Raw genomic sequence first — 20,215 nt, 5'->3', positions numbered from 1 at the left:
GTTTAACGATCTAAACTTCCAATTTTTCATAGATAAAAAACAGAATACTGAGTTTGTTTTACTTTTTAATCAGTTTTAACACCTCATTAAAACTTTCAATTTTCAGAAAATATATTCCGTTACTTAACTGAGAAATGTTCATATTTGAAGCTTCTCTATCATTATAAAAAGTTCCTTGTTTTATAGTTTGTCCTGTAATATCAATAATAGCATATTGTTTTTGATGTAAACGAGTAGGATCTACAGCATTAATAGAAATAATATCTTTTGCTGGATTAGGAAATATGTGGATTGGAGTATTAGTAACCTGAACGTCTTCTACAGACAATAAGGACGGAATACTATATTTAAGAATAACAGTATTTTCTGCGTTTCTTCCACTCATGTAAATGGAGTTATAATCATCAGTTGCAAATAAGTTCGTAATACTATGACTTGTATTGTCAGTTGAAGTTCCAGAATAGGTAATGGCATGTAATACATATCCATTGCTTCCAAAGGTTGTATCTAAAGTCCCATCTGCTAAAAATCTAGCAATGATAAGATTTGGTTTTTTGAAACCTGTTAGATTTGTATTGAAAGTAGTTCCTGCCAAAATAAATTTTCCATCAGGTTGCACTAAAATACGTTGGAAATTGGCAAATTCATTTGGATTAACCTCTAAAGTAATAGTAAGTCTGTCTTCAGCACCAAAATCGATTAATGTTCCTGATGAATTCCACTTGTGAATTATATTTACAGGGTTAACAGTGAATGTATTATTAATTCCAGTTAGCATGTAAATAGTATCGTTTTGATCAATTGTAGTATTGGTTTTCACTACATGAGAAGGATTGCTATATGGAGCACTTTTTTTAATCGGATTTGTCACTCCGTTTTCAATGATGACTATGGAAGATTTGTAATGAGATACAGAGTTTACGTTATAGTAAGTTCCTCTGCCTGTTACTACTATTTTTGTATCAGACATAATGTCTACATCTACAGCTCTGTCATCTGAAGAATGTCCAACAGGAGTACTACCTAAGTTAATACCTATATTACTTGCCGTATAATGAAAAGAGGTATCTGCTATACCATCCGTATCATATTTTCTTAAAAACAAATTATCTACACCTGTTCCTGATCGGTCATCATTTCCACCTACAAAAATACTTCCGTTAGGTGATGATCTTACAATTAAGGGGCTTTTAATATCATCAACATCAAGATGAATATATCCTTGTCCATTAGTTCCAAAATTGGCATCATGAGTACCGTCTAAATTGTATTTGGTCATATAATATGTAGTATATAAATTCTTGGTAAATGTTACTATTTGATTGTCTGTATCTGTATGTAATATACCATATCTGTGAACTCCTGGATCAATGATACTAATGCTGCCAGAATTTCCAAAGGATGTATCTGAACTACCATTTTGATTAAGTCGTTGAATAGTATTGTCTTGTCTGTAGATAATTTTGCCATCAGGCTGAAGGCAATCGTTGTATATTCCTATGTCAGTGGTATTAAACGCTACATATCCATTTGTTCCAAAGTTTGTATCTAGGTTACCATCTTGAGCAAAGATTAGTGATGAGAGTAAAACAAAAGCTAAAAACGTATTTCTTTTCATGCTGATAAATTGATTTTAATTGTTTAAGATGTATTTTAAAAATCCTTTTCATAAGGATTTACATATACTATGTCTGTAAAAGAAAAGTGTAACCTTATTTTTTTATCTTTTTCTAAGTTTTATTTTCAGGCTCATAATGAATATTTCGTTTTATGAAAGAGCCAGTAAAGGCATTGTATTTCAAGGATAGTTAAATAGAGAATACTTTTTTTAACGAATTCTAGATAACTCTTAACGAATTCTAAAGCTACCCAAATTGTTCGGCAGTTTCGTGTGATATTTGAAGTGTAAATCAAGTATAACAATTAAATCAAACAATTATGAAACGTACAACATTCACAGTATTAGGAGTAGCAGCAATGACATTAATAGCATGCAACACAGAAACAAAAGAGGTAAAAGCAGAAAACGTACAAGATTTGAATAAAGTGGAAAATATAGCGGAAGAAACCACGATTCAATTTGAAGAAAAAGCCATGGAAGATTGCATCGCGTATTCAAAAATCTTAAACGACATCAAGTTATTGGAAGCTCAAGAGGCACAAAAAGTTGCAGACAGTATTGCAAAGGCAGAATTGGAAATGAAAGAAGCATTAGCAAAAGCAGAAGCTGCTAGAAAGAAAAGAGAAAACACACCAGAAGCATTGGCAAGAAGAGCGAAAGAAGCAGAGTTATGGTTCAAAACTAACTATGAAAGTGTTGTAAAAGCATACAACTCAAACTACGAAGGATTGAAAGTAAAACTAACGACAGAAGGAGATATCTATGAAGTTTCATTATTAGAAAATGGAGAGTGGAAAAAAGATCAAAAATTAATGAAGCAACTTGAGAAAGTAGAAGTAACCAAAGATTTAGCACCAGGAAAAGCAATTGCAATCACGGTAAAAAATGCATAATATGAATCGGTTATCCTACAAACGAGATCGTGACAAGAACACCTTATCTATAAAAAGATAAGGTGTTTTTTTGAACTCAGATTTAGAATTTGATACGGTTAACTGAATTCATTTGATTGGTCGTTTTTTGATTGATTTTATGGTAGTAATTATCGTTAACTGAGTGCAACTGGATTCCAAATTCCAGTTTTTGCAGTTTCTTTTGCGTATGCTAAGAAAGTTGTTGCTTTTCTACCCAAAACACGTTCCACATCATTAACGACCAACTGGTTTTTTGGATTAGTTAAAACGTGAGTAAATAAATATTCAATCAACCAAACAACATCATTAGGGAGTTGCATTTGTTTCATGCCTTCTACATATTGTTGTAAAGTGATATCGTGAAAATTTAACTTTTTGTTGCTCGTTTTTGAGATAATATTGACAATATCTTTAAACGTGATCAATTCTGGACCTGTAACCTCAATGATTTCACCGTTAAACGCATCATCAAGTAAGACTATAGCTGCAACTTCAGCAATGTCATTCGCATCTACAAATGGAATTAAAACATCAGACATTGGTAGCGCGACTTCTCCAGATAAAATAGGTTCTAAAAAGAAACTTTCGCTCCAATTTTGGTTAAACCAAGATGCTCTCACAATCGTATAATCTATTCCAGAATTCATGACAATTTTTTCACACGCTTCTGCTTCGATTTCTCCTTTTCCAGAAAGTAACACCATTTTTTGAACGCCTAATTCTTTGGCCAAATAAGTTAAGCTTTCTATAGCTTCTTTCGCTCCAGGAACGGCTAAATCAGGATAATAGGTGACATACATTTTTTCGATACCTTGTAAGGCATGCACCCAAGTTTCTCTATTGTACCAATCAAAACTTGGCGATGCTGTTCTGGAACCAATTCTAGGTTCAATTCCTTTATTTTTTAACTGTTGTACTACACGGCGACCAGTTTTTCCAGTTCCTCCGATGACTAAAATGTTCGTTTTCATGATGAATTATTTTAAAATGATTTTTGAATAAATGTTGCTATTAATAAAAGTGTGAATGAAATGATACTTGCTATGGTTCTTATAATATGATATTGATTCCAAGTACCTTCAAAATAAGTTCTAAATTTATTTAATTCAGTTAAGTTAAAACCGTGAATATTTAATGCATCTAATTCATTGTTTAAAGGAACATTTCCAAAGGCAGTAACTCCAAAAGTTCCAATGAGGTAAATGATGGTAGAAGCCAATACAAACCAAAATACAGTCTTATGATTCAATTGTAAATACGTCGTTAGAAACAATGTAACTAAGCTTCCAAAGAATACGATGAAAAATACAGGATTTAAGATTTCTCTATTGATGTTTTGCATGGTTTCCAAATATGTGAGATCAGTTACTTTTTTTGTTCCTACTATGACAGAAACAGACCAAGCAAAGAAAAAACCAGTAGCAAGTGCATTTAGTAACACCGTACAAAAAAGAACATACGTTTTCATGCCTTTATTTTTTGTTTAAATGATTCCCGAAATACAGTACAATGAAGTATAACTCAACTGCAATAGTGTAAAACATCGGATCTCCAAAAAACGTTGAATAATTACCGCCATTTGGAATGATAAATACAGGAACGGTTATAAGTGCATCTAATAATGTTACTACAATTACGAAGCTAAGCGCTAGTATAGCTGGTTTTGTATAGCTATTTTTAAAGAACAAATACGTTCCTAAACACGCACTAGGTATAATGCCCAAAGCCAGCGTAATATTTGATTGCAAATCTGAGTTTTCTATAATAGGGACATAAAATGAAAAGAGGTAAAAGCTCACACCTAAGATCCAAACTAATACGGCGCATATAATGCTAAATAGATTTTTACGTATTATAATTTTTGTTTTTGAATTATGATACAAATCTACAGCTGCTGTAGTTCAGCGACTTATTCAAAAAGAATTATGATTTATTCGAAAAGAATTTTATACTTGGCTAGGTCTGTAACCAAACTTTTTTTCAAAGGCGTTTGAGAAAGAACCTAAACTGTCATAACCTACTGCCCAAGCTGCTTCTTGAATGGTTTTTTGCTCATTCTTAATTAGATGATAAGCTTTCTTTAAGCGTTCATTTTGTAGATACTTAAAAACAGGAACACCAAACTGTGCTTTGAATTCTATTTTAAGTGTATTGGTATTGGTGCCAATTTTATATGCTAATTCTGTTAAAGAGGGTGGATTTTCTAAATTGGATATTAAAATTTCTTGCACGAGATTAATTTTTTTAATTTGTGCCGTATTGAGTTTTGTATTTTCTTGTTTTGCAAGTTGACCAAAATAGTGCGAAAGTAAAGCGGTCATGTGACTTTTATAAAACAGCATTTTAATTTCTCCTTCATACGTATTGCTGAAGAATTGCTCTACAAGTAGAAATATTTCTGGACTCATATTAAATACTGGACCTTCAACATAATGATCTTTCGGATGTACTAATTGATGCAAAAACTTTTCTAAAAATTGACCTTCGCCATTGGGTAATTTATATATGTTTTTAACCGTTGTTGCGATGACTAAACACTGTAGTGATTTTTGTTTAGAAACATGATGTTCAAATTCCACTTTATTATCTGCATAAAATGATAATACCATTCCTTTGGTGTGCTGAAATTCTTTGGTCTTTCCGTCAAACTTAACGTTAAGGCCAACATTTCCTGCACCATAAAAGGCGATAGCAATTACAGGTTCGTCAAAAAAACACGAATCAATTACATTGTCATCAGAAGAAGCTTCTTCTAATAAAATGGTGTAATCAGTTATGTCTAATATTTCACGATTCATTTTTTGCGATTTACTACGGTGTACTTATTATTTACTGTTGTACAACAAGAGTTTTATAACTACAATTTTCTCATGCAACGTCAAAATGTCCCAAAACCTAAAACCCAAATTCCAAGTTTCAAAACTTACACCACAAACACCAACGGATCAGGATGTATATACGAATATTGAAGTAATTCTTTACTCTTTGTATTTGAAATTATTTTAAAGGAAGTAGAATCAGAAACTTTGAATTCTGGTGGCATCAAACCAATCTTCTTAGCTGCTAATGTATAAAACTCTTCTCGTAATGGATGTTCATCTGAGCAACCATTGATAATTTCTCCCCAAGTTTGTTTTTCAATAATTGCGTTGATCAATCCAATACAATCATCTTGGTGAATCATATTTACAGGCGCTTTTCCATTGGGAAGTTCTTTTTTATTTGCTAAAAATCGTCCTGGAAACCTGTCATATCCAAAAAGTCCAGCAAAACGTAGAATCGTCAATCGCTCTTGTAAATGTGCTTTTAATATATTTTCGACAGCTAAGACTGCTTTTCCCGATTCTTTTTCAGGCTGATTTTCTAGAGTTTCCGTAACCCAATCATTCGTATTTTGATACACAGATGTAGAACTTACAAAAATCACTTTTTGTGTTTTCTTAATGAATGGTAAAATTGCTTGTATTTGCTCTTGATAAAAGGAAACAATAGTAGGAATTCTTCTCGGAGGAAAATTAATCACAATCACATCGCTATTCGCTAAAAAGTCAATGAATAATTCGTTGTTTCGTGTAGTTCCTAAAGAGAAAACATACGGTTGAATGTTAGCTTCTTTCAATAAAGCTACTTTTTCTGGCGAAGTGGTAGAACCTTTTACAATATAATCTTGTGTAATAAAGTATTTTGCTAATGGTAACCCTAACCATCCACAACCTAAGATGCTAATTTGTCTATTTTTCACAATGTTTGTTATCTTTCAATTAAAACAACTGTCTTGGTTCTTCATTTCCAGTAAAGGCGTCATTTTCAGGTTCACTGTCTGCACGTTTCAAAATAGACTCAGGAAGTGATTTCTTAGCTTTTGCGCCCATTTTCTTAATTTTTTCAATACTTTTGATGATATTTCCACGCCCTTCAAACAGTTTGTTCATCGCAGCTGAATAATCAGATTTTGTCGCGTCAATCTTTTTTCCAATTCCGATTAAATCGTTCATAAAACCTTCAAACTTATCATACAAAGCACCAGCTTGTCGCGCAATTTCAATCGCATTTCGTTGCTGTTTTTCATTATTCCACATGGTGTCAATCGTACGCAAAGTTGCTAATAGAGTAGTAGGTGTTACAATGACAATATTCTTCTCAAATGCTTTGCTGTACAGGGTTGTATCTTCATTTACGGCAATGGCAAATGCAGGTTCTATCGGAATAAACATCAAGACAAAATCAGGACTTTCAATCTCGTATAAATCTTCGTATTTCTTGGCAGATAATTGCTCTATATGACGTTTTATGGACGTTAAATGTTCTTTTAAACTTATTGCTCGTTCTTCATCTTCTGTATTTACATAACGTTCGTAAGCAGTTAAAGAAACCTTAGAATCAAATACCATCTTTTTGTTGTTTGGCAAATTGATAATTACATCTGGCAATACTCTGGAACCATCTTCACGTGTAAAATTTTGTTGTACAACATATTCACGATCTTTTTCCAATCCGCTTTTTTCTAACACGCGCTCTAGCACCAATTCTCCCCAATTTCCTTGCATTTTACTATCACCTTTTAAGGCTTTCGTTAAATTTACAGCTTCTTGACTGATTTGTAAATTGGCTTTACTCAGTTCCGATAATTTTTCGCGCAAGGCAGAATGAATGCTAATATTTTCCTTCTGAGAATCTTCTACTTTCTTTTCAAAATGCTGAATTTTCTCTTGAAGTGGCGTCAAAATGTTTTTAATATTTTCTTTATTCTGCTCTGTAAATTTATTCGATTTTTCTTCCAAAATTTTATTCGCGAGCAATTCAAAATCTTTGCGCAACTGTTCTTGCTGCTTTTTTAGCGATTCGTCACGTTCTATATTTTGTTTTTGTAGATTTACAAATTCTGAATTTTTTCGCGCCAATTCAACATTCAAAAAATCTTTTTCACGTCTAATTTCCTCACGTTCTTGTTCTGTTTTTGCTAAATTTTCTTTGAAACTTTCCAATTGCTGTTGAAACGACTTGTTCTGTTTTTCATTTTCAGCATGTAACTGTGTTTTTAAATCGTCAAATTGTGATTTTAATTGGCGATTACGTTCGTGTAAACCTTCTTGTTGTGCTTTCGTTTTTAGGTTTCCGATGTACATTCCCAAGAAAATACCAACGGCTAAAAAGATGACAATAAGGACAATATAAATAACGATTTCTGACATGAAGTAAATTTTGTGTAAAGATACTATTTTGTATGAATTTTGGATTCAGCCTACACCAGAAAGTTTATGACAAAGTTGAGCAATCATCTTCGTTCTCGTAATCGGAAGAATGTATATATTTCAAAAATAAAAGCAATTAGAGTGCTTCCCATAAAAAGATATAAAAGCGGTTTAAAATTTATACTTTTATTCAGTATTTCCCGGTTAAGATCTGTGGTAACAGTATCTGGAATTTCAATAAAAAAAACAGCTACAATATTTAAAATGGCAGCTACAATAAATAATCCATTAAAAATTAGATAAAGATAACTTGCAAAACGGTTTTGGAATTTTGTAGATAGAACCCTCAAAAAGTACATGAATGCGAATACGAAAACAAATACATGTATTACATAATCAAACGTTGAAATCACAAAATAAGTGTCATGAACATTAATATCTAATGTTGCATCTGCCGCCAATAGTGTTTTTATATCCAGAGGAAACCAAAGCAGCGCAAAGAATATAACGAAGCATAAACACAAATAAGGAAGTTCTTTTTTCATAAATGAAAGGGCTTAGGAAAATAAAAGTACAGTATCATTTTTAGAAAGTTTTAATTTTTTTTTCAAACTGTAAGCCAATTTTGTTCAATAATCCGATAGAAGCCATGTTGTTTTGATCGGTAATGGCAACAATTTTTGAAATTTGTAATTCTTCTTTTGCATATTGCAAAGTAGCTTTGGCAGCTTCATAAGTATATCCTTTGCGTCCGTAAGCAGGCAATAATGCAAACCCAATATCAATATCTTCCAGAGAATCTCTATTCACCAAGCCACACATATCAATGGGAGTTTTAGTTTTTTTGAGTTCCATGAGCCACAAGCCAAAACCATTTTTAGTATAACTCTTTCGCAAATTCTCTCTAATATATTCCTCAGCAACGCCTGGCGTACGAATATTACGATCACCAATATATTGAATCCACGATGGTGTATTTACTAATTCTAAGACGAAATCGACATCATCCAATGAAAATTCGCGTAAGTATAAACGTTTCGTTTCTAGTATTCTTTTCAAAACTCGTTTCTTAGAATGTAAAGCTATAGAATAAAAAAAGAAATAAAAAAAACTTGTAGTCAAGTTTTGGCACAGTACTTGGTACTTAAAAATTGTGACACGGTGAAGACGTTACATAGAGCTGGTTACTCGAAGTAAAAGAGTCGTGATTACATTTGGTTGGTTAGTTTAGTTTAAAAAAACACTTCACGCTTGTGAGGTGTTTTTTTTATATTTAAAATCTTCTCGAAATTTTATGGAGTTAGTTCCAGAAAACAAAAACTATATCATACGAACTCCGATAATATCCTTTATAAAAAATACACCAGATCCACTTGAGTATGTTGGAATTCATCGTTCTTATGTGGTCCATATCGATAAAGTCACTGCTAAGCACAATAGAGAAGTTATTGTAAACAAAAAAAAGCTACCAGTGAATAGTTTGTATCAGGAGGAATTGGACAGATTAATTTTTCAGCCATAAAATTTCACAACAAAAAGCTACAAATTCACACCATAGCATTTTTGAACCACCACTTTTTTGTACTAAGTCAACACTTAGTATTTCCGTTTTGATTTTTTGTTTTTTGAGATAAATACATTTGAGACATCAAATTATTAGTAATTTAAATTTAAAATTATGAAGAAATCAAAGATCAAATCATTAAAGTTGAACAAGCAACAAGTATCTAAATTAGGAGTTGACGTATCATCCATAAAAGGAGGCGCTTCAGGAGGTCATGATAATTGTATTCCTACCTACTTAAGAACAAATAAAACATGTGTATATGTATGCAACAATAATTTAACAATATCTCTTTGTAATACTAGAGGATAAATAATTCTTAAAAAATAATAAGATGAAACAAAGAAATAAAAAGTTTAATTCATTACAATTAAACAAAGTAAAAGTAAGCCAGATACTAGGAGGAATTACAGATCCAGATCTAGATGGAGATGGAGAAAAAGAAACACCAAAAACTGGGCAAGAGTGTAGTGACTCAAATGCAGATTGTCAAGCTACTGACGTAAGAGCCTGTAATCCTAGATAGATTTTAAAATAAAACGAATCAACCAAAAAATATTTTTTTAACGCTAAACAAATTTGGCACAGTACTTGGTATGTATAAAATGTAATACGATGTAGACATTACACAGAGCTGGTTACTTGAGGTAAAATAGTCGTACTTACATTTTGGTTGGTTAGTTTAGTTTAAAAAGACACTTCACGCTTGTGAGGTGTTTTTTTCATTATAGACTGATTAGTTTTTAAAATATACTGAGAGAAATCGTGAAGAAAACCGATTTAACCCATGTATTTTTTTAATATATTAGCTACAATTCTCCTTGAAAATTTAGAACTGTTCCTATTATATGAATTACAAATGTGCCTACCTGTTTTTGTTGTGTTGCAGTCAATTTTTGTGTGCTCAAAATTATATATACAAAGAATTCGGAATTATTGATGGACTACCAAGTTTAGAAACCTACGAATTACACCAAGACAAAAATGGAGTCATTTGGATTGCTACAGATAGAGGAATTTCAAGCAATAACGGATACGAAATCAAAACCTATGGCGTTACTGATGGGTTATCAGATATGGTTGTGTTAGATCTTTTCCCGCAAAAAGACGGAACTATTTATTTTGCAACGTTTAAAAATCAGCTATTTTATTTCAACGAAAATTTTAACGGATTTAAACCCTATCCTCACAATAAGCTTTTAAAACAATTAAGGTCTACTGAACATATTAATAGCTTGTATCTTGACGATCAGGGAAATATGCATATTTCTTGCGAAGCCATGTATGGAAAGTTTATCATTTCAAAAGATGGTAAATTGTTAGAGAAGCCCTTACAAGAAACCCCAATGGCTACTAATGAACATTGGCTTGAATTTGAAATGAAAAATGATGCTCCCTATTTTTTTTCCTTGACATTAGATAGTTCTGCAATCAAAAAGAACACATTGTACCTAAAAGTAAAGGGAAGTTTTTATTCCAGCGCATTCTCGCTTTTAAGTAACAAGCATAAAATATATACCGATGGTACAGAAGTACATATATTGAACGAGAAAGGAACAGTATTACGCACTATCACAAGAAAAAATAGAGTAATTTCTTTAAAAGCAATTGATGCAACTACGTTTTTTGTAGGCTATGAATTTGGTGGCGGTACTATTTTTGATATTGAAGGAACTGTTAAAGATCATTTTTTAGATAACAAATCTGTTACCGATTTTTTAATAGATCATGCAGGAAGTTATTGGTTTTCTACATTGCATTCGGGTGTTTTTTACATAAAAGAACCAGCCATAAAATTTATGCCTACAGGTATTTCTTCTCCTGTAAAATCATTAACAAAGAATGAACGTAATGAATTGTACATAGGGTACAGAATAGGCGATGTACTCAAGTTAGATGCAAAACGTCATATTTCAAAAGTACATACATCAAATAATGATGTAAGAGCTCATGTAGAGTATGATACAATACACAAACAATTATATGTGCATTCGCAAACTATATTTTTTAGGGAAGATGAAAATGGTAAAAAAGAACATTTTAAAAATTCATTTGCTAAAGATTACGTTTTTAAACTATCAGAACCTACTCCAAGAGGAGTTTTTATGTCAAGTAACCAAAGTATTACACGTATTCATCAAACAGGGTATGAACAAAAAAAAATGTCTTATAGAATTCATGATGTAGCAGAATGGGGAGAAGAATTATACTTTGGAACACCAAATGGCGCTTACTTACTTAAAGAAGAGAAAGTATCGTCCTTAACGAAAAAAAATCGATTGTTTCAAAATAGAGTAGATGATATTGATGTAAATACCAAGAGAGAAGAAGTTTATTTTGGCACGTTAGGCGCAGGAATTATTATTGATGATAAAAAAACAAATGAAATTCGCAACATAACCAAACAAAGTGGGTTGTTGAGCAATATTATAAATGAGCTTCATATTGAAAGTAAAGATGAACTTTGGGTATGTACAAACTTCGGGTTAAATAGAATAAAATTTACAAAAAATGATACATATCAAATCACAGGATTAAAAAGTTCAAATGGCTTATTGAATGGGGGAATTAGTGATGTTGAAATCATTGAAGATACAGTTTGGATTGCTTCTAAGAAAGGGTTAGTGTATGCGCCAAAACGATTGTTTGACGCAAAAACTACGTCCAACACATATCACTTGAAAGTAAAAGAATTTTATGTAAACGATTCGTCAGTAGTTCAAGAAAAATTAAAAAACCTATCTCATGAAGAAAACAGAATAGAATTTTTAGTAGAAGGAATTCATTTTAAAGCCCCCAACGAGCTAACTTACACATATAAAATGGAAGGTTTAGATACAAAATGGTATCAAACTAAAAATAGACGCATATCGTATCCGGCACTGCCTTATGGAGATTATATATTTAAAGTAGCAGCTTCTACAATATCAAAAGATAAAAATCTTACTTTCTTAGAAATTCCTATTCATATACATGCTCCATTTTGGAAACAAATTTGGTTTGTGGTTTCAGTAATTTTATTTGTAATTGTGTTAATCTATTTATTTTTTAAATATAGAATACTCTCTTATAACAGACATATTATCCGTGAGTTATTACGTTTGTTAGTCAAAAAAATAAAGCGCAAAGATTTATACTTCTCATTCAAAGAAGCAGGACAAGAAATTAGAATAAAAACAGATACAATATTATATATAAAGTCTGCAGGAAACTATGTAGAAGTTATCACCGAACAAAAAAACTACACTATACGTACTAAAATTGGCGAATTCATTAATCTCATGCCAGATCCGTTAGAATATTTACGAATTCATCGTTCGTATATTGTTCGGATTGATAAAGTAGCAGCAAAAAATAATAAAGAAGTTACGGTAAACGGTGAAAAAATTCCTGTTAGTAATTCGTATGTAACTGAATTGAATAATTTGATTTTTTAATCAGAAAAAATTCATCCCAAATACAGTTTATTTCATCCCATTTCACTTTTTATTCATCACTATTTTTGTGGCAAACTGTCACAAATTATTTAAAATTAGACGCTTAAGGTTTTCATGTGCATACTTTTGAATTATTAACTAAAACCTTTCAAAAATGAAAACACAACGCATTGCCTTATTAAATGCTCGAATTCTTGGGAATAAAACCGCTTTTAAATTATAGGAGGAATTACTGATCCTAATAATGATGAAGATGAGGATGATTATGAACACACGGCGGCTGACGTAGCTGCACAAGAAAATCCTACAGGAACTACAAGTAGCTCAACAACTACAAATCCCACACCAAGAAGAACTGGATCATAGTATTCTAACGAATAAAAATCAATTAAAGAACATTTTAATCATGAAGAAGCAACATCTTAAATCATTAAAACTAAGCAAGAAAATAATTGTAAATGATTATTCATTAAAAGGAGGAATTAGAGATATCACCGATCCGTCTTTAGATCCAGACGCCGATTGTGGATCAAATGACCATCCTTTAGGAAAAAATCCAGATCCAAGAAGCCCAAAATAATAACACTAGAAATAATTAATCATTAACCTAAAATTTTTATAAAATGAAAAAACAACATCTTAAATCACTAAAACTAAACAAGAAATCAATCTCTAATTTTAATGCAAATACCTTAAAAGGAGGAATAATAACATGGCTCAATGCTGAATGTAGAACAGAAACTTGTCCACGATCTTTAAATTGTGAGCCAGCTAGCCAAAATACGTGTGCTTATAAATCTTGCGTAGTTTGTGATGCTTAATCCAAACATGAAATCCAGTTCAAAATAAATAATCAAGCAACTCTTGATGAACAATCAACTATTAAAAACGCATAATTCTTAAAAAACAAAACCTTACATCATTATCACTAAAAAAAACACAATTTCTAATTTTAATTAAGTAGAAATCAAAGTAGGAATTAGTGGAGGCGCATGTGGACCTTCTAGGAACTGCCATTATACATTTGTTTTCTCTTGTAATAATTCAGATCTTAGAACATGTACAGATTCAGTTATACACTGTGCTGGCTAATTTAAACAACACTTAAAGTGCTTCATTAAAAAATAGTTACCATAGTATTGCTGTTTTAATGAAGCCTTTTTCTAATCATCTACAGAAGCTTTCAAATGCTAAAATTTTGTTAGAATTTAAAGGACTGTACAATAATTTGGTATGAAAGTTGGTTCATAGTATATAGTATTATGATGATGACAGTACAAAGAGCTGGTTACTTGCGTAAAGAGAGTCATAGTACATTGGTTGGTTAGTTTAGTTAAAAAAACACTTCACGCTTGTGAGGTGTTTTTTTCGTTTTTAGTGAAACTCAATTTTGGGAAGTCTGAAAGACGCGTACAAAATTGCAAGTTGAACTAATTTTGACTTCTTTAGCACTTAGCAGTATTTCTAATATTCTGCATTAGTATTAATACTATTTTGTGACTATTTAACAGAAAATATAATCTTTTTAAGAAATAGTGTAACGTTTTGGCACAGATGTTGACTTATGTAATGTGTATTACGATGACGACAGTACAAAGAGCTGGTTACTTGAGTAAAGAGAGTCGTATTACATTTTTTGGTTGGTTAGTTTTAGAAAACGTCTTATCGCTTGATAAGGCGTTTTTTTGTACAACCTATTTGTTTTGGACTTTAAAACTTCCTGATTTTGAGTTGAATACAATTAAATCATTTGGGAATAATTTTTCAAAAGCACCTTGTTCAATTAGCTCACATGGTGTTCCTGAAAATACCTTACCATCATTCATTACAATCATTTCATCACATAATTGAATCGCCAAATCAATTTCATGCGTAGAAAACAACATGGTTTTTTGTGTATCGTGAGCTAATTTTTTTAGCAGATTCAAAACATACGCTTTATGATACATATCTAAATGTGTGGTGGGTTCATCAAGAATAATCATAGAAGTATCTTGTGCCAACGCACGTGCAATCATTACTTTTTGCAATTGTCCATCACTCAGCGTATAACATTTACGATACTTCAATTCGAGCAAATTCGTTTTTTGCAAGGCACTTTCTACAATTGCATGATCGTTTTTAGAAAGATTTCCAATCCAATTGGTATATGGTTGACGACCTAAAGCAATTAATTCCACAACAGTTAAATTTTTGGAAGGAATTTGTTCTGTCAATACCAAACTAATCTCTTTCGCCAATTCCGCATTTGAATAGGAGTGAAGCGACTTATTTTGCAATAGAATCTCTCCCGAAAGTGGTTGCTGAATTTTAGCAAGCGTACGTAACAAAGTAGATTTCCCAATACCGTTTGCGCCAACCAATGCCACTAATTTCCCTTTCGAAATTTTAAAATCAATCGCTTCCGCAATCACCTTGCGATTTGCTTTCTCTTGATAGCCAATGCTAAGTGAAGCTGCTTGTAGTACTGGATATGTAATTGTTTTAGAGATATGTTTTTTTATTTGAGATGATAAAAGTACGTTTTTTTACAGTAGATTTTAAAAAGTGAAATTGTATTTTTGATTTTGAGTTATAAAAAGAATAGTTATGAAATATATAAAGTATAGAAATGAAAAAAATCAAAGTAAAGGTGTATTCGTTTAATAGTGAACGTATTAAAGTTTTCTTTAGCGTTTTGTAATTCATGTACCTCTCAGATAGATAATAAAACTAAATTGCAACTTAAGGAGATCAAGAATGAAATTATTAATTATTTAGATTCATCTGATTATTATTTTGATAAGATCATTTCTGATCATAAAAATGGAGTTGACAATATTACAATTAATAAAAAATACAACAGAAAACTTGAAATTTCTAGAACTTTTTAAATTAGATAAATCATTGAGTAGTTAAAGAAAGATTAGATATAAATACAATTGATTTATAATTCAAAAACTTTTAAATCCTTGAAAAAAGCTTTATGCATCTAAAAAATCATTTTGCGTTTGCGTACCAACAACCAAATAACCACAGGCGCGCCAATCATAGAAGTAATGGCATTAATAGGTAAGGTAATATCACTAAACGGAACCTGCGCAATACTATCGCAAACCAACAATAAAATTCCGCCAATTAAGCAAACACTTGGGACTAAGATTTTGTGATTGGTAGTATTAAAAAACAATCGTGTAATGTGCGGAATAGCCAAGCCGATAAACGCAATCGGACCTACAAAAGCAGTACAACTTCCAGCCATTAAACTGGTTGCAATAATGACAGTATAGCGTGCTCTTTTGATATCAATTCCTAAACTACGAGCGTAGTTTTCACCTAATAAGAAAGCATTCAATGATTTAATGGAAAGAATACTTAGCAAAATTCCACCAACAATCAAACCGCTTAAAATCCCTAGTTCTTGCCAACTTAAATTTCCCAACGAACCTAAAGTCCACATCATAAATTGTTTCAATTCTTCGGCATCACTAAAATATGTCAACACACTTACTATTGCAGAAGTAATACTTCCAAACATCAATCCGATGATCAAAATAGACATAGTGTCTTTTACACGTGTAGACACAATCATTACAGTTAACAAAACTAAGAAACTTCCCAAACTGGCCGCAATAACTAAGCTGTAACTAGATAATAAAAGTGTTCCAAAAAATCCACCAAACGCAGAAGCGCCCATAATAAGTAGCGCAACTCCTAAACTTGCTCCAGAACTCAAGCCTAACACAAAAGGTCCAGAAAGCGGATTTCTAAATAATGTTTGCATCAACAATCCGCTTAACGACAATCCAAAACCAACCAAAACGGCTGCAATAGCTTTGGGCAAGCGAATCGATAAAATGGTAGTTCGCCAAGTTTCTTTCTCAATTTCGCCACCTGTAAAGGCTGCAAAAATTCCTTCCATAGAAATAGATACCGAACCTAAGCTGATATTCATTAAGAAACAACCGATCAATACTATAATCAGGACAATAAAGGTAAAACGATATGATTTTTGATCAGGCAACTATAACAAAGGTTTAAAAAAGAAAGGTTGATAATTTGGCAAAATTTCTGGATGAATCGCTTTAATAATGTCTTTCAACACAATATCTGGTCGCGTTGGTGCCAATTCATAATACATCGTACCGCCTGTTTTTCCAATGGTATTTGCCGTAGTATATATTTTTTTGTTTTTAAAAGGAGCAAATTCAGCATACAATCGATTCGCTTCTTTCATATCTTCATACGTTTTAAAGCGTCCAGGACCAATCCAAATATCAGCATCAGCAGCTTTATCCAGTACACTTTCGGCACTCAAAGATAAACTTCCAGTTCCTTTAGAATCTGCCCAAATATAGGCTGCGTTTGCATCAATTAAATATTGCGCTTGAAAACTTTCGCCAGCAGGTAAATACCAAATGTCTTTAAACATTGCACCAGCCAAAACGGTAGGTTTTGTAGTTGCTTTTGTAGCTAATTTTTTAGCTTCTAGATAATTATCTGCGATATCTTTAAATACTTCTTTTGCTTTGGCTTCTTTTTGAAAGAAAGGTGCAAAAAAGTGAATCCATTCTGCCCTTCCTAAAGGTGTTCCTTCGGTCCAATCACCATTATATACTACAGGAATATTTGCTTTTTGTATAGTTTCATACGTTGGATTTGAATTATTGATAGAAAACCCAATCACAAGTTCAGGTTGTAAATCGATTAAAAGTTCAATATTAATTTGTTCGTTTTGTCCAATATCTTTCACTTTTCCAGCATCAATCAACGCACGTGTTTTTTCAGAAGAAATATAATTAGTTTGCGGAAAACCTACCAATGTATGTTCTACACCTAGCATTTCTAAAGTAGGAATATGAGTTGTTGAGGTTACAACCACGCGTTCTATTGGTGTTAAAACAATAGCATCATACGCATTGCGATCTAAAGTAATGCTAGCAGCTTTTTCTCTCGGAAGTAAGGCATACTTAAAATCTTTTTCGGCATCTGGCCAAGGAGAAAATACAGTAATAATAGTAATATCATTTGATTTTTCAATAGAAAATTTCTTGGCATGTGCTAAATTTTCAGTAGTAGTTTTAACTTTTTCTATACCGGGAAGTGTCTCTTTTGAAGTTTCTTTTTTCTCTGTTTTACATGAAAAACAAAGGATACACAAAAAAAATAATACACAAAAAATAGATTTGAATGCTTGCATGAATATGGTTGCTTATTTTTTCAAAAGTAATATTATTTCATGTTTTATATAGATAGATTCTAAAAGAATGTTTATTTTTGCGGCGAATTTTGGTTTCGAGCATGCATTAGTAGTCTCGGATTAAAAGGGAATCAAGTGAAAAGGCAACGCACCTTCATTCTTGAACTGTTCCCGCAACTGTAAGCATGTGCTGAATGATATTCAGTACTTCATTTCAAAAATGAATTGCTATAACTACATGACCACTGAATTTTCGGGAAGGTATATAGCAAATTGTAAGTCAGGAGACCTGCCAATTTTCATAATTAATGTCAAACTTTCGGGATAAAAGTTTGCGTATGGAAACCCATACTTTATTCCCATAAAAACAAAACTAAATGAAAAGAACAGTACTATCTCTTAGTGCCTTGTTTTTAGCATGTACAGCTGTATTTGCACAACAACAAGACGAAACTGAACAATTAGATGAGGTTGTTATCTCTGATTCACGTCATGCATTAAAACGTGAAAACTCTGGTAAAACAGTGATCACTATTTCTAGTGAAGAAATTAAAAGAAATCAAGGAAAAACAGTTGCTGAGGTTATCAATACCAAAAGTGGAATTGAAATTTTAGGAAGTAGAAGTAATGCTGGACAAAACCTAAGTTATTTTGTTCGTGGAGGAAACAACCGCCAAGTATTAATCATGGTTGATGGTATTCAGGTAAATGATCCCTCTTCTATTGCAAATGACTTTGATTTACGTTTGATTGCTCTAGATCAAATTGAATCTATCGAAATTATTAAAGGAGCTTCAAGTACTCTATACGGAAGTGGTGCAGCTACAGCTGTAATTAGCATCACAACTAAAAAAGCCTCTGATGATACTATCGCTTTACGAGTAAATAGTTCTTTTGGAACGAATCAATCACAAGACGATTCTGATTATAACATAAACGATTTTTCAAACAGTGCTCGTGTTGACGGAACTGTAGACGATTTAACATATGCGGTAAGTTTTGGTCACCAAAGCACTGATGGTTTATCTGCAGTAATTGGTGAAGAAAGTGATCGTTTTTCTCGCATAAATGCAAACGTAAAAATAGGATATACATTTTCGGATGCATTTAATGTCAGTATTTTTGGTTCCCAAGATAAATTTAGAAATGGATTTGATAATTCTTCTCCAATAGCGGATGCAGAATTTGAAGGAGTATCTGATCAATATCGTTTTGGAATTGCTCCAAAATATACATACAAAAACGGTAGTGTTACTATGAATGCTGCATATACAACCATTGATCGTGAGTTTTTCTCAAACTTCCCGTCAACATTTGAAGGAGAAACAATTGCTGTAGATATTTACAACAAATACAACTTTAACAACCAGTTTTATACGGTTGTTGGATTAAACTATATTGATAACCAAACGGTTTTTGCAGAAGAGCAATCTTCTTCTATTGTTGATCCTTACGTAAATGTAGTATATGTTTCTGATTTCGGATTAAACGTAAATGCTGGTGGACGTTTAAACAACCACAGTGAGTACGGAACACACTTTACATACAACTTAAATCCATCATATCGTATGGCTTTAGGACAAGGATATGCTAAGGTATTTGGATCGTATAGTACATCATTTATTGCACCAACATTATCGCAGTTGTTTGGAAACTTTGGACCAAATCCAAATTTAGAGCCAGAAGAAAATACAACTATAGAAGGTGGAGTAGAAGTACAGTTATCTGATAAATTACGTGCAAGCGCATTATACTTCAACAGAAAAGAAGAAAACTTTATTCAATATACAGTAACAGATTTCACAACATTTGCAGGTGAATACCAAAATGTAAATGAAGAGTTTACTGTAAATGGTGCAGAAGTAGAGGTATCTGCAACGCCAATTGAAAACTTAACTATTGATGCAAACTATACATTTACAGAGAAAAAAGATGTAGAAGTATTGCGTATACCAAAGCATAAAGCAAACTTAAACGTAGGATATGCATTTTCTCCAAAGACAAATGCAGGATTATCATACCAATTCACGTCTGAGCGTTTAGACAGAGATTTTACAACATTCCAAACTGTGGAGTTGGAAGCCTTCAATTTAATTGGAGCAAATGTAAATCACCAGTTTAACCAACGTTGGACAGGATTTATTACCGTATCAAATATATTCAATGAAGAATATACAGAGATTACAGGATTTACAACGAGAGGTACTAACGTACGTGTAGGATTTTCGTTAAGCCTGTAAAGTTTATTTAATACCACAACAATAAGTTTTAAAAGCCATCCAAACGGGATGGCTTTTTTGTATAACTC

At 32.2% G+C, this 20,215-nt stretch carries 19 protein-coding genes and 1 riboswitch; of the genes, 7 read left to right on the top strand and 12 right to left on the bottom strand.

All coding sequences use genetic code 11. The annotated features are described in order from the left end of the window. Positions 1 to 58: 58 nt before the first annotated feature. On the bottom strand, positions 59 to 1,618 hold the full coding sequence (locus MK119_RS17345) for a T9SS type A sorting domain-containing protein (RefSeq protein WP_290681278.1): 1,560 nt from the start codon (positions 1,616 to 1,618) through the stop codon (positions 59 to 61). A gap of 320 nt (positions 1,619 to 1,938) precedes the next feature. On the opposite strand from MK119_RS17345, the gene MK119_RS17340 reads away from it, so the two are divergent. Further along, positions 1,939 to 2,514 carry a hypothetical protein gene (locus tag MK119_RS17340; protein ID WP_290681275.1) on the top strand — a complete coding sequence of 192 codons (576 nt, stop codon included), beginning with the start codon at positions 1,939 to 1,941 and terminating at the stop codon, positions 2,512 to 2,514. A 155-nt stretch (positions 2,515 to 2,669) separates the two neighbouring features. Here MK119_RS17340 and MK119_RS17335 read toward each other — a convergent pair whose 3' ends face one another. From MK119_RS17335 to MK119_RS17300, 8 genes are all read right to left on the bottom strand, one after another. Then, positions 2,670 to 3,506 (bottom strand): NmrA family NAD(P)-binding protein, encoded by an 837-nt coding sequence (locus MK119_RS17335; RefSeq protein ID WP_290681272.1) that lies wholly within the window; start codon positions 3,504 to 3,506, stop codon positions 2,670 to 2,672. An 11-nt stretch (positions 3,507 to 3,517) separates the two neighbouring features. Beyond that, positions 3,518 to 4,003 carry a DUF1772 domain-containing protein gene (locus MK119_RS17330; protein ID WP_290681269.1) on the bottom strand — a complete coding sequence of 162 codons (486 nt, stop codon included), beginning with the start codon at positions 4,001 to 4,003 and terminating at the stop codon, positions 3,518 to 3,520. 4 nt (positions 4,004 to 4,007) lie between these two features. Continuing rightward, a complete protein-coding gene (locus MK119_RS17325; protein ID WP_290681266.1) occupies positions 4,008 to 4,334 on the bottom strand; it encodes a DUF5367 family protein in 327 nt (108 codons plus the stop codon). Between the two features lie 147 nt (positions 4,335 to 4,481). Continuing rightward, positions 4,482 to 5,333, bottom strand: coding sequence for an AraC family transcriptional regulator (locus tag MK119_RS17320; protein ID WP_290681263.1), 852 nt, complete (start codon positions 5,331 to 5,333; stop codon positions 4,482 to 4,484). Between the two features lie 125 nt (positions 5,334 to 5,458). Next, entirely contained in the window at positions 5,459 to 6,277 is an 819-nt protein-coding gene (locus tag MK119_RS17315) for an SDR family oxidoreductase (protein WP_290681260.1), read from the bottom strand. A 19-nt stretch (positions 6,278 to 6,296) separates the two neighbouring features. Beyond that, a complete protein-coding gene (rmuC, locus tag MK119_RS17310; protein WP_290681258.1) occupies positions 6,297 to 7,727 on the bottom strand; it encodes a DNA recombination protein RmuC in 1,431 nt (476 codons plus the stop codon). An 83-nt stretch (positions 7,728 to 7,810) separates the two neighbouring features. Further along, entirely contained in the window at positions 7,811 to 8,272 is a 462-nt protein-coding gene (locus tag MK119_RS17305; RefSeq protein ID WP_290681255.1) for a hypothetical protein, read from the bottom strand. A gap of 40 nt (positions 8,273 to 8,312) precedes the next feature. Next, a complete protein-coding gene (locus MK119_RS17300) occupies positions 8,313 to 8,786 on the bottom strand; it encodes a GNAT family N-acetyltransferase (RefSeq protein WP_290681250.1) in 474 nt (157 codons plus the stop codon). 199 nt (positions 8,787 to 8,985) lie between these two features. Between MK119_RS17300 and MK119_RS17295 the strand changes: the two genes are divergently transcribed. The 5 genes from MK119_RS17295 to MK119_RS17275 all read left to right on the top strand — a co-directional run bounded on the left by MK119_RS17295 (position 8,986) and on the right by MK119_RS17275 (position 13,308). Next, positions 8,986 to 9,249 carry a LytTR family transcriptional regulator DNA-binding domain-containing protein gene (locus MK119_RS17295; RefSeq protein ID WP_290681247.1) on the top strand — a complete coding sequence of 88 codons (264 nt, stop codon included), beginning with the start codon at positions 8,986 to 8,988 and terminating at the stop codon, positions 9,247 to 9,249. A 156-nt stretch (positions 9,250 to 9,405) separates the two neighbouring features. Continuing rightward, positions 9,406 to 9,603, top strand: a complete 198-nt coding sequence (locus tag MK119_RS17290; protein WP_290681243.1) for a hypothetical protein — start codon at positions 9,406 to 9,408, stop codon at positions 9,601 to 9,603. 22 nt (positions 9,604 to 9,625) lie between these two features. Then, complete coding sequence (locus tag MK119_RS17285) at positions 9,626 to 9,817, top strand: hypothetical protein (protein WP_290681240.1); 192 nt, start codon at positions 9,626 to 9,628, stop codon at positions 9,815 to 9,817. A gap of 322 nt (positions 9,818 to 10,139) precedes the next feature. Beyond that, positions 10,140 to 12,728 (top strand): LytTR family transcriptional regulator DNA-binding domain-containing protein, encoded by a 2,589-nt coding sequence (locus tag MK119_RS17280; protein WP_290681237.1) that lies wholly within the window; start codon positions 10,140 to 10,142, stop codon positions 12,726 to 12,728. A gap of 406 nt (positions 12,729 to 13,134) precedes the next feature. Further along, on the top strand, positions 13,135 to 13,308 hold the full coding sequence (locus tag MK119_RS17275) for a hypothetical protein (protein ID WP_290681235.1): 174 nt from the start codon (positions 13,135 to 13,137) through the stop codon (positions 13,306 to 13,308). Positions 13,309 to 14,422: 1,114 nt separating this feature from the next. Here the strand turns inward: MK119_RS17275 and MK119_RS17270 are convergent. From MK119_RS17270 to MK119_RS17260, 3 genes are all read right to left on the bottom strand, one after another. Then, entirely contained in the window at positions 14,423 to 15,142 is a 720-nt protein-coding gene (locus MK119_RS17270) for an ABC transporter ATP-binding protein (protein ID WP_290681233.1), read from the bottom strand. 557 nt (positions 15,143 to 15,699) lie between these two features. Beyond that, positions 15,700 to 16,731 carry an iron ABC transporter permease gene (locus MK119_RS17265; RefSeq protein WP_290681230.1) on the bottom strand — a complete coding sequence of 344 codons (1,032 nt, stop codon included), beginning with the start codon at positions 16,729 to 16,731 and terminating at the stop codon, positions 15,700 to 15,702. Beyond that, positions 16,732 to 17,907, bottom strand: coding sequence for an ABC transporter substrate-binding protein (locus tag MK119_RS17260; protein WP_290681227.1), 1,176 nt, complete (start codon positions 17,905 to 17,907; stop codon positions 16,732 to 16,734). It lies immediately after the preceding gene. A 73-nt stretch (positions 17,908 to 17,980) separates the two neighbouring features. After that, positions 17,981 to 18,219: riboswitch (cobalamin riboswitch) on the top strand. Positions 18,220 to 18,284: 65 nt separating this feature from the next. Here MK119_RS17260 and MK119_RS17255 point away from each other — a divergent pair. Continuing rightward, complete coding sequence (locus MK119_RS17255; protein WP_290681224.1) at positions 18,285 to 20,147, top strand: TonB-dependent receptor; 1,863 nt, start codon at positions 18,285 to 18,287, stop codon at positions 20,145 to 20,147. Positions 20,148 to 20,215: the final 68 nt, after the last annotated feature.

The sequence above is a fragment of the Kordia sp. genome, assembly GCF_022447245.1.
Lineage (GTDB): Bacteria > Bacteroidota > Bacteroidia > Flavobacteriales > Flavobacteriaceae > Kordia.
The sequence above is the reverse complement of the archived record's forward strand: the minus strand, read 5'-3'. Positions and strand labels throughout refer to the sequence as shown.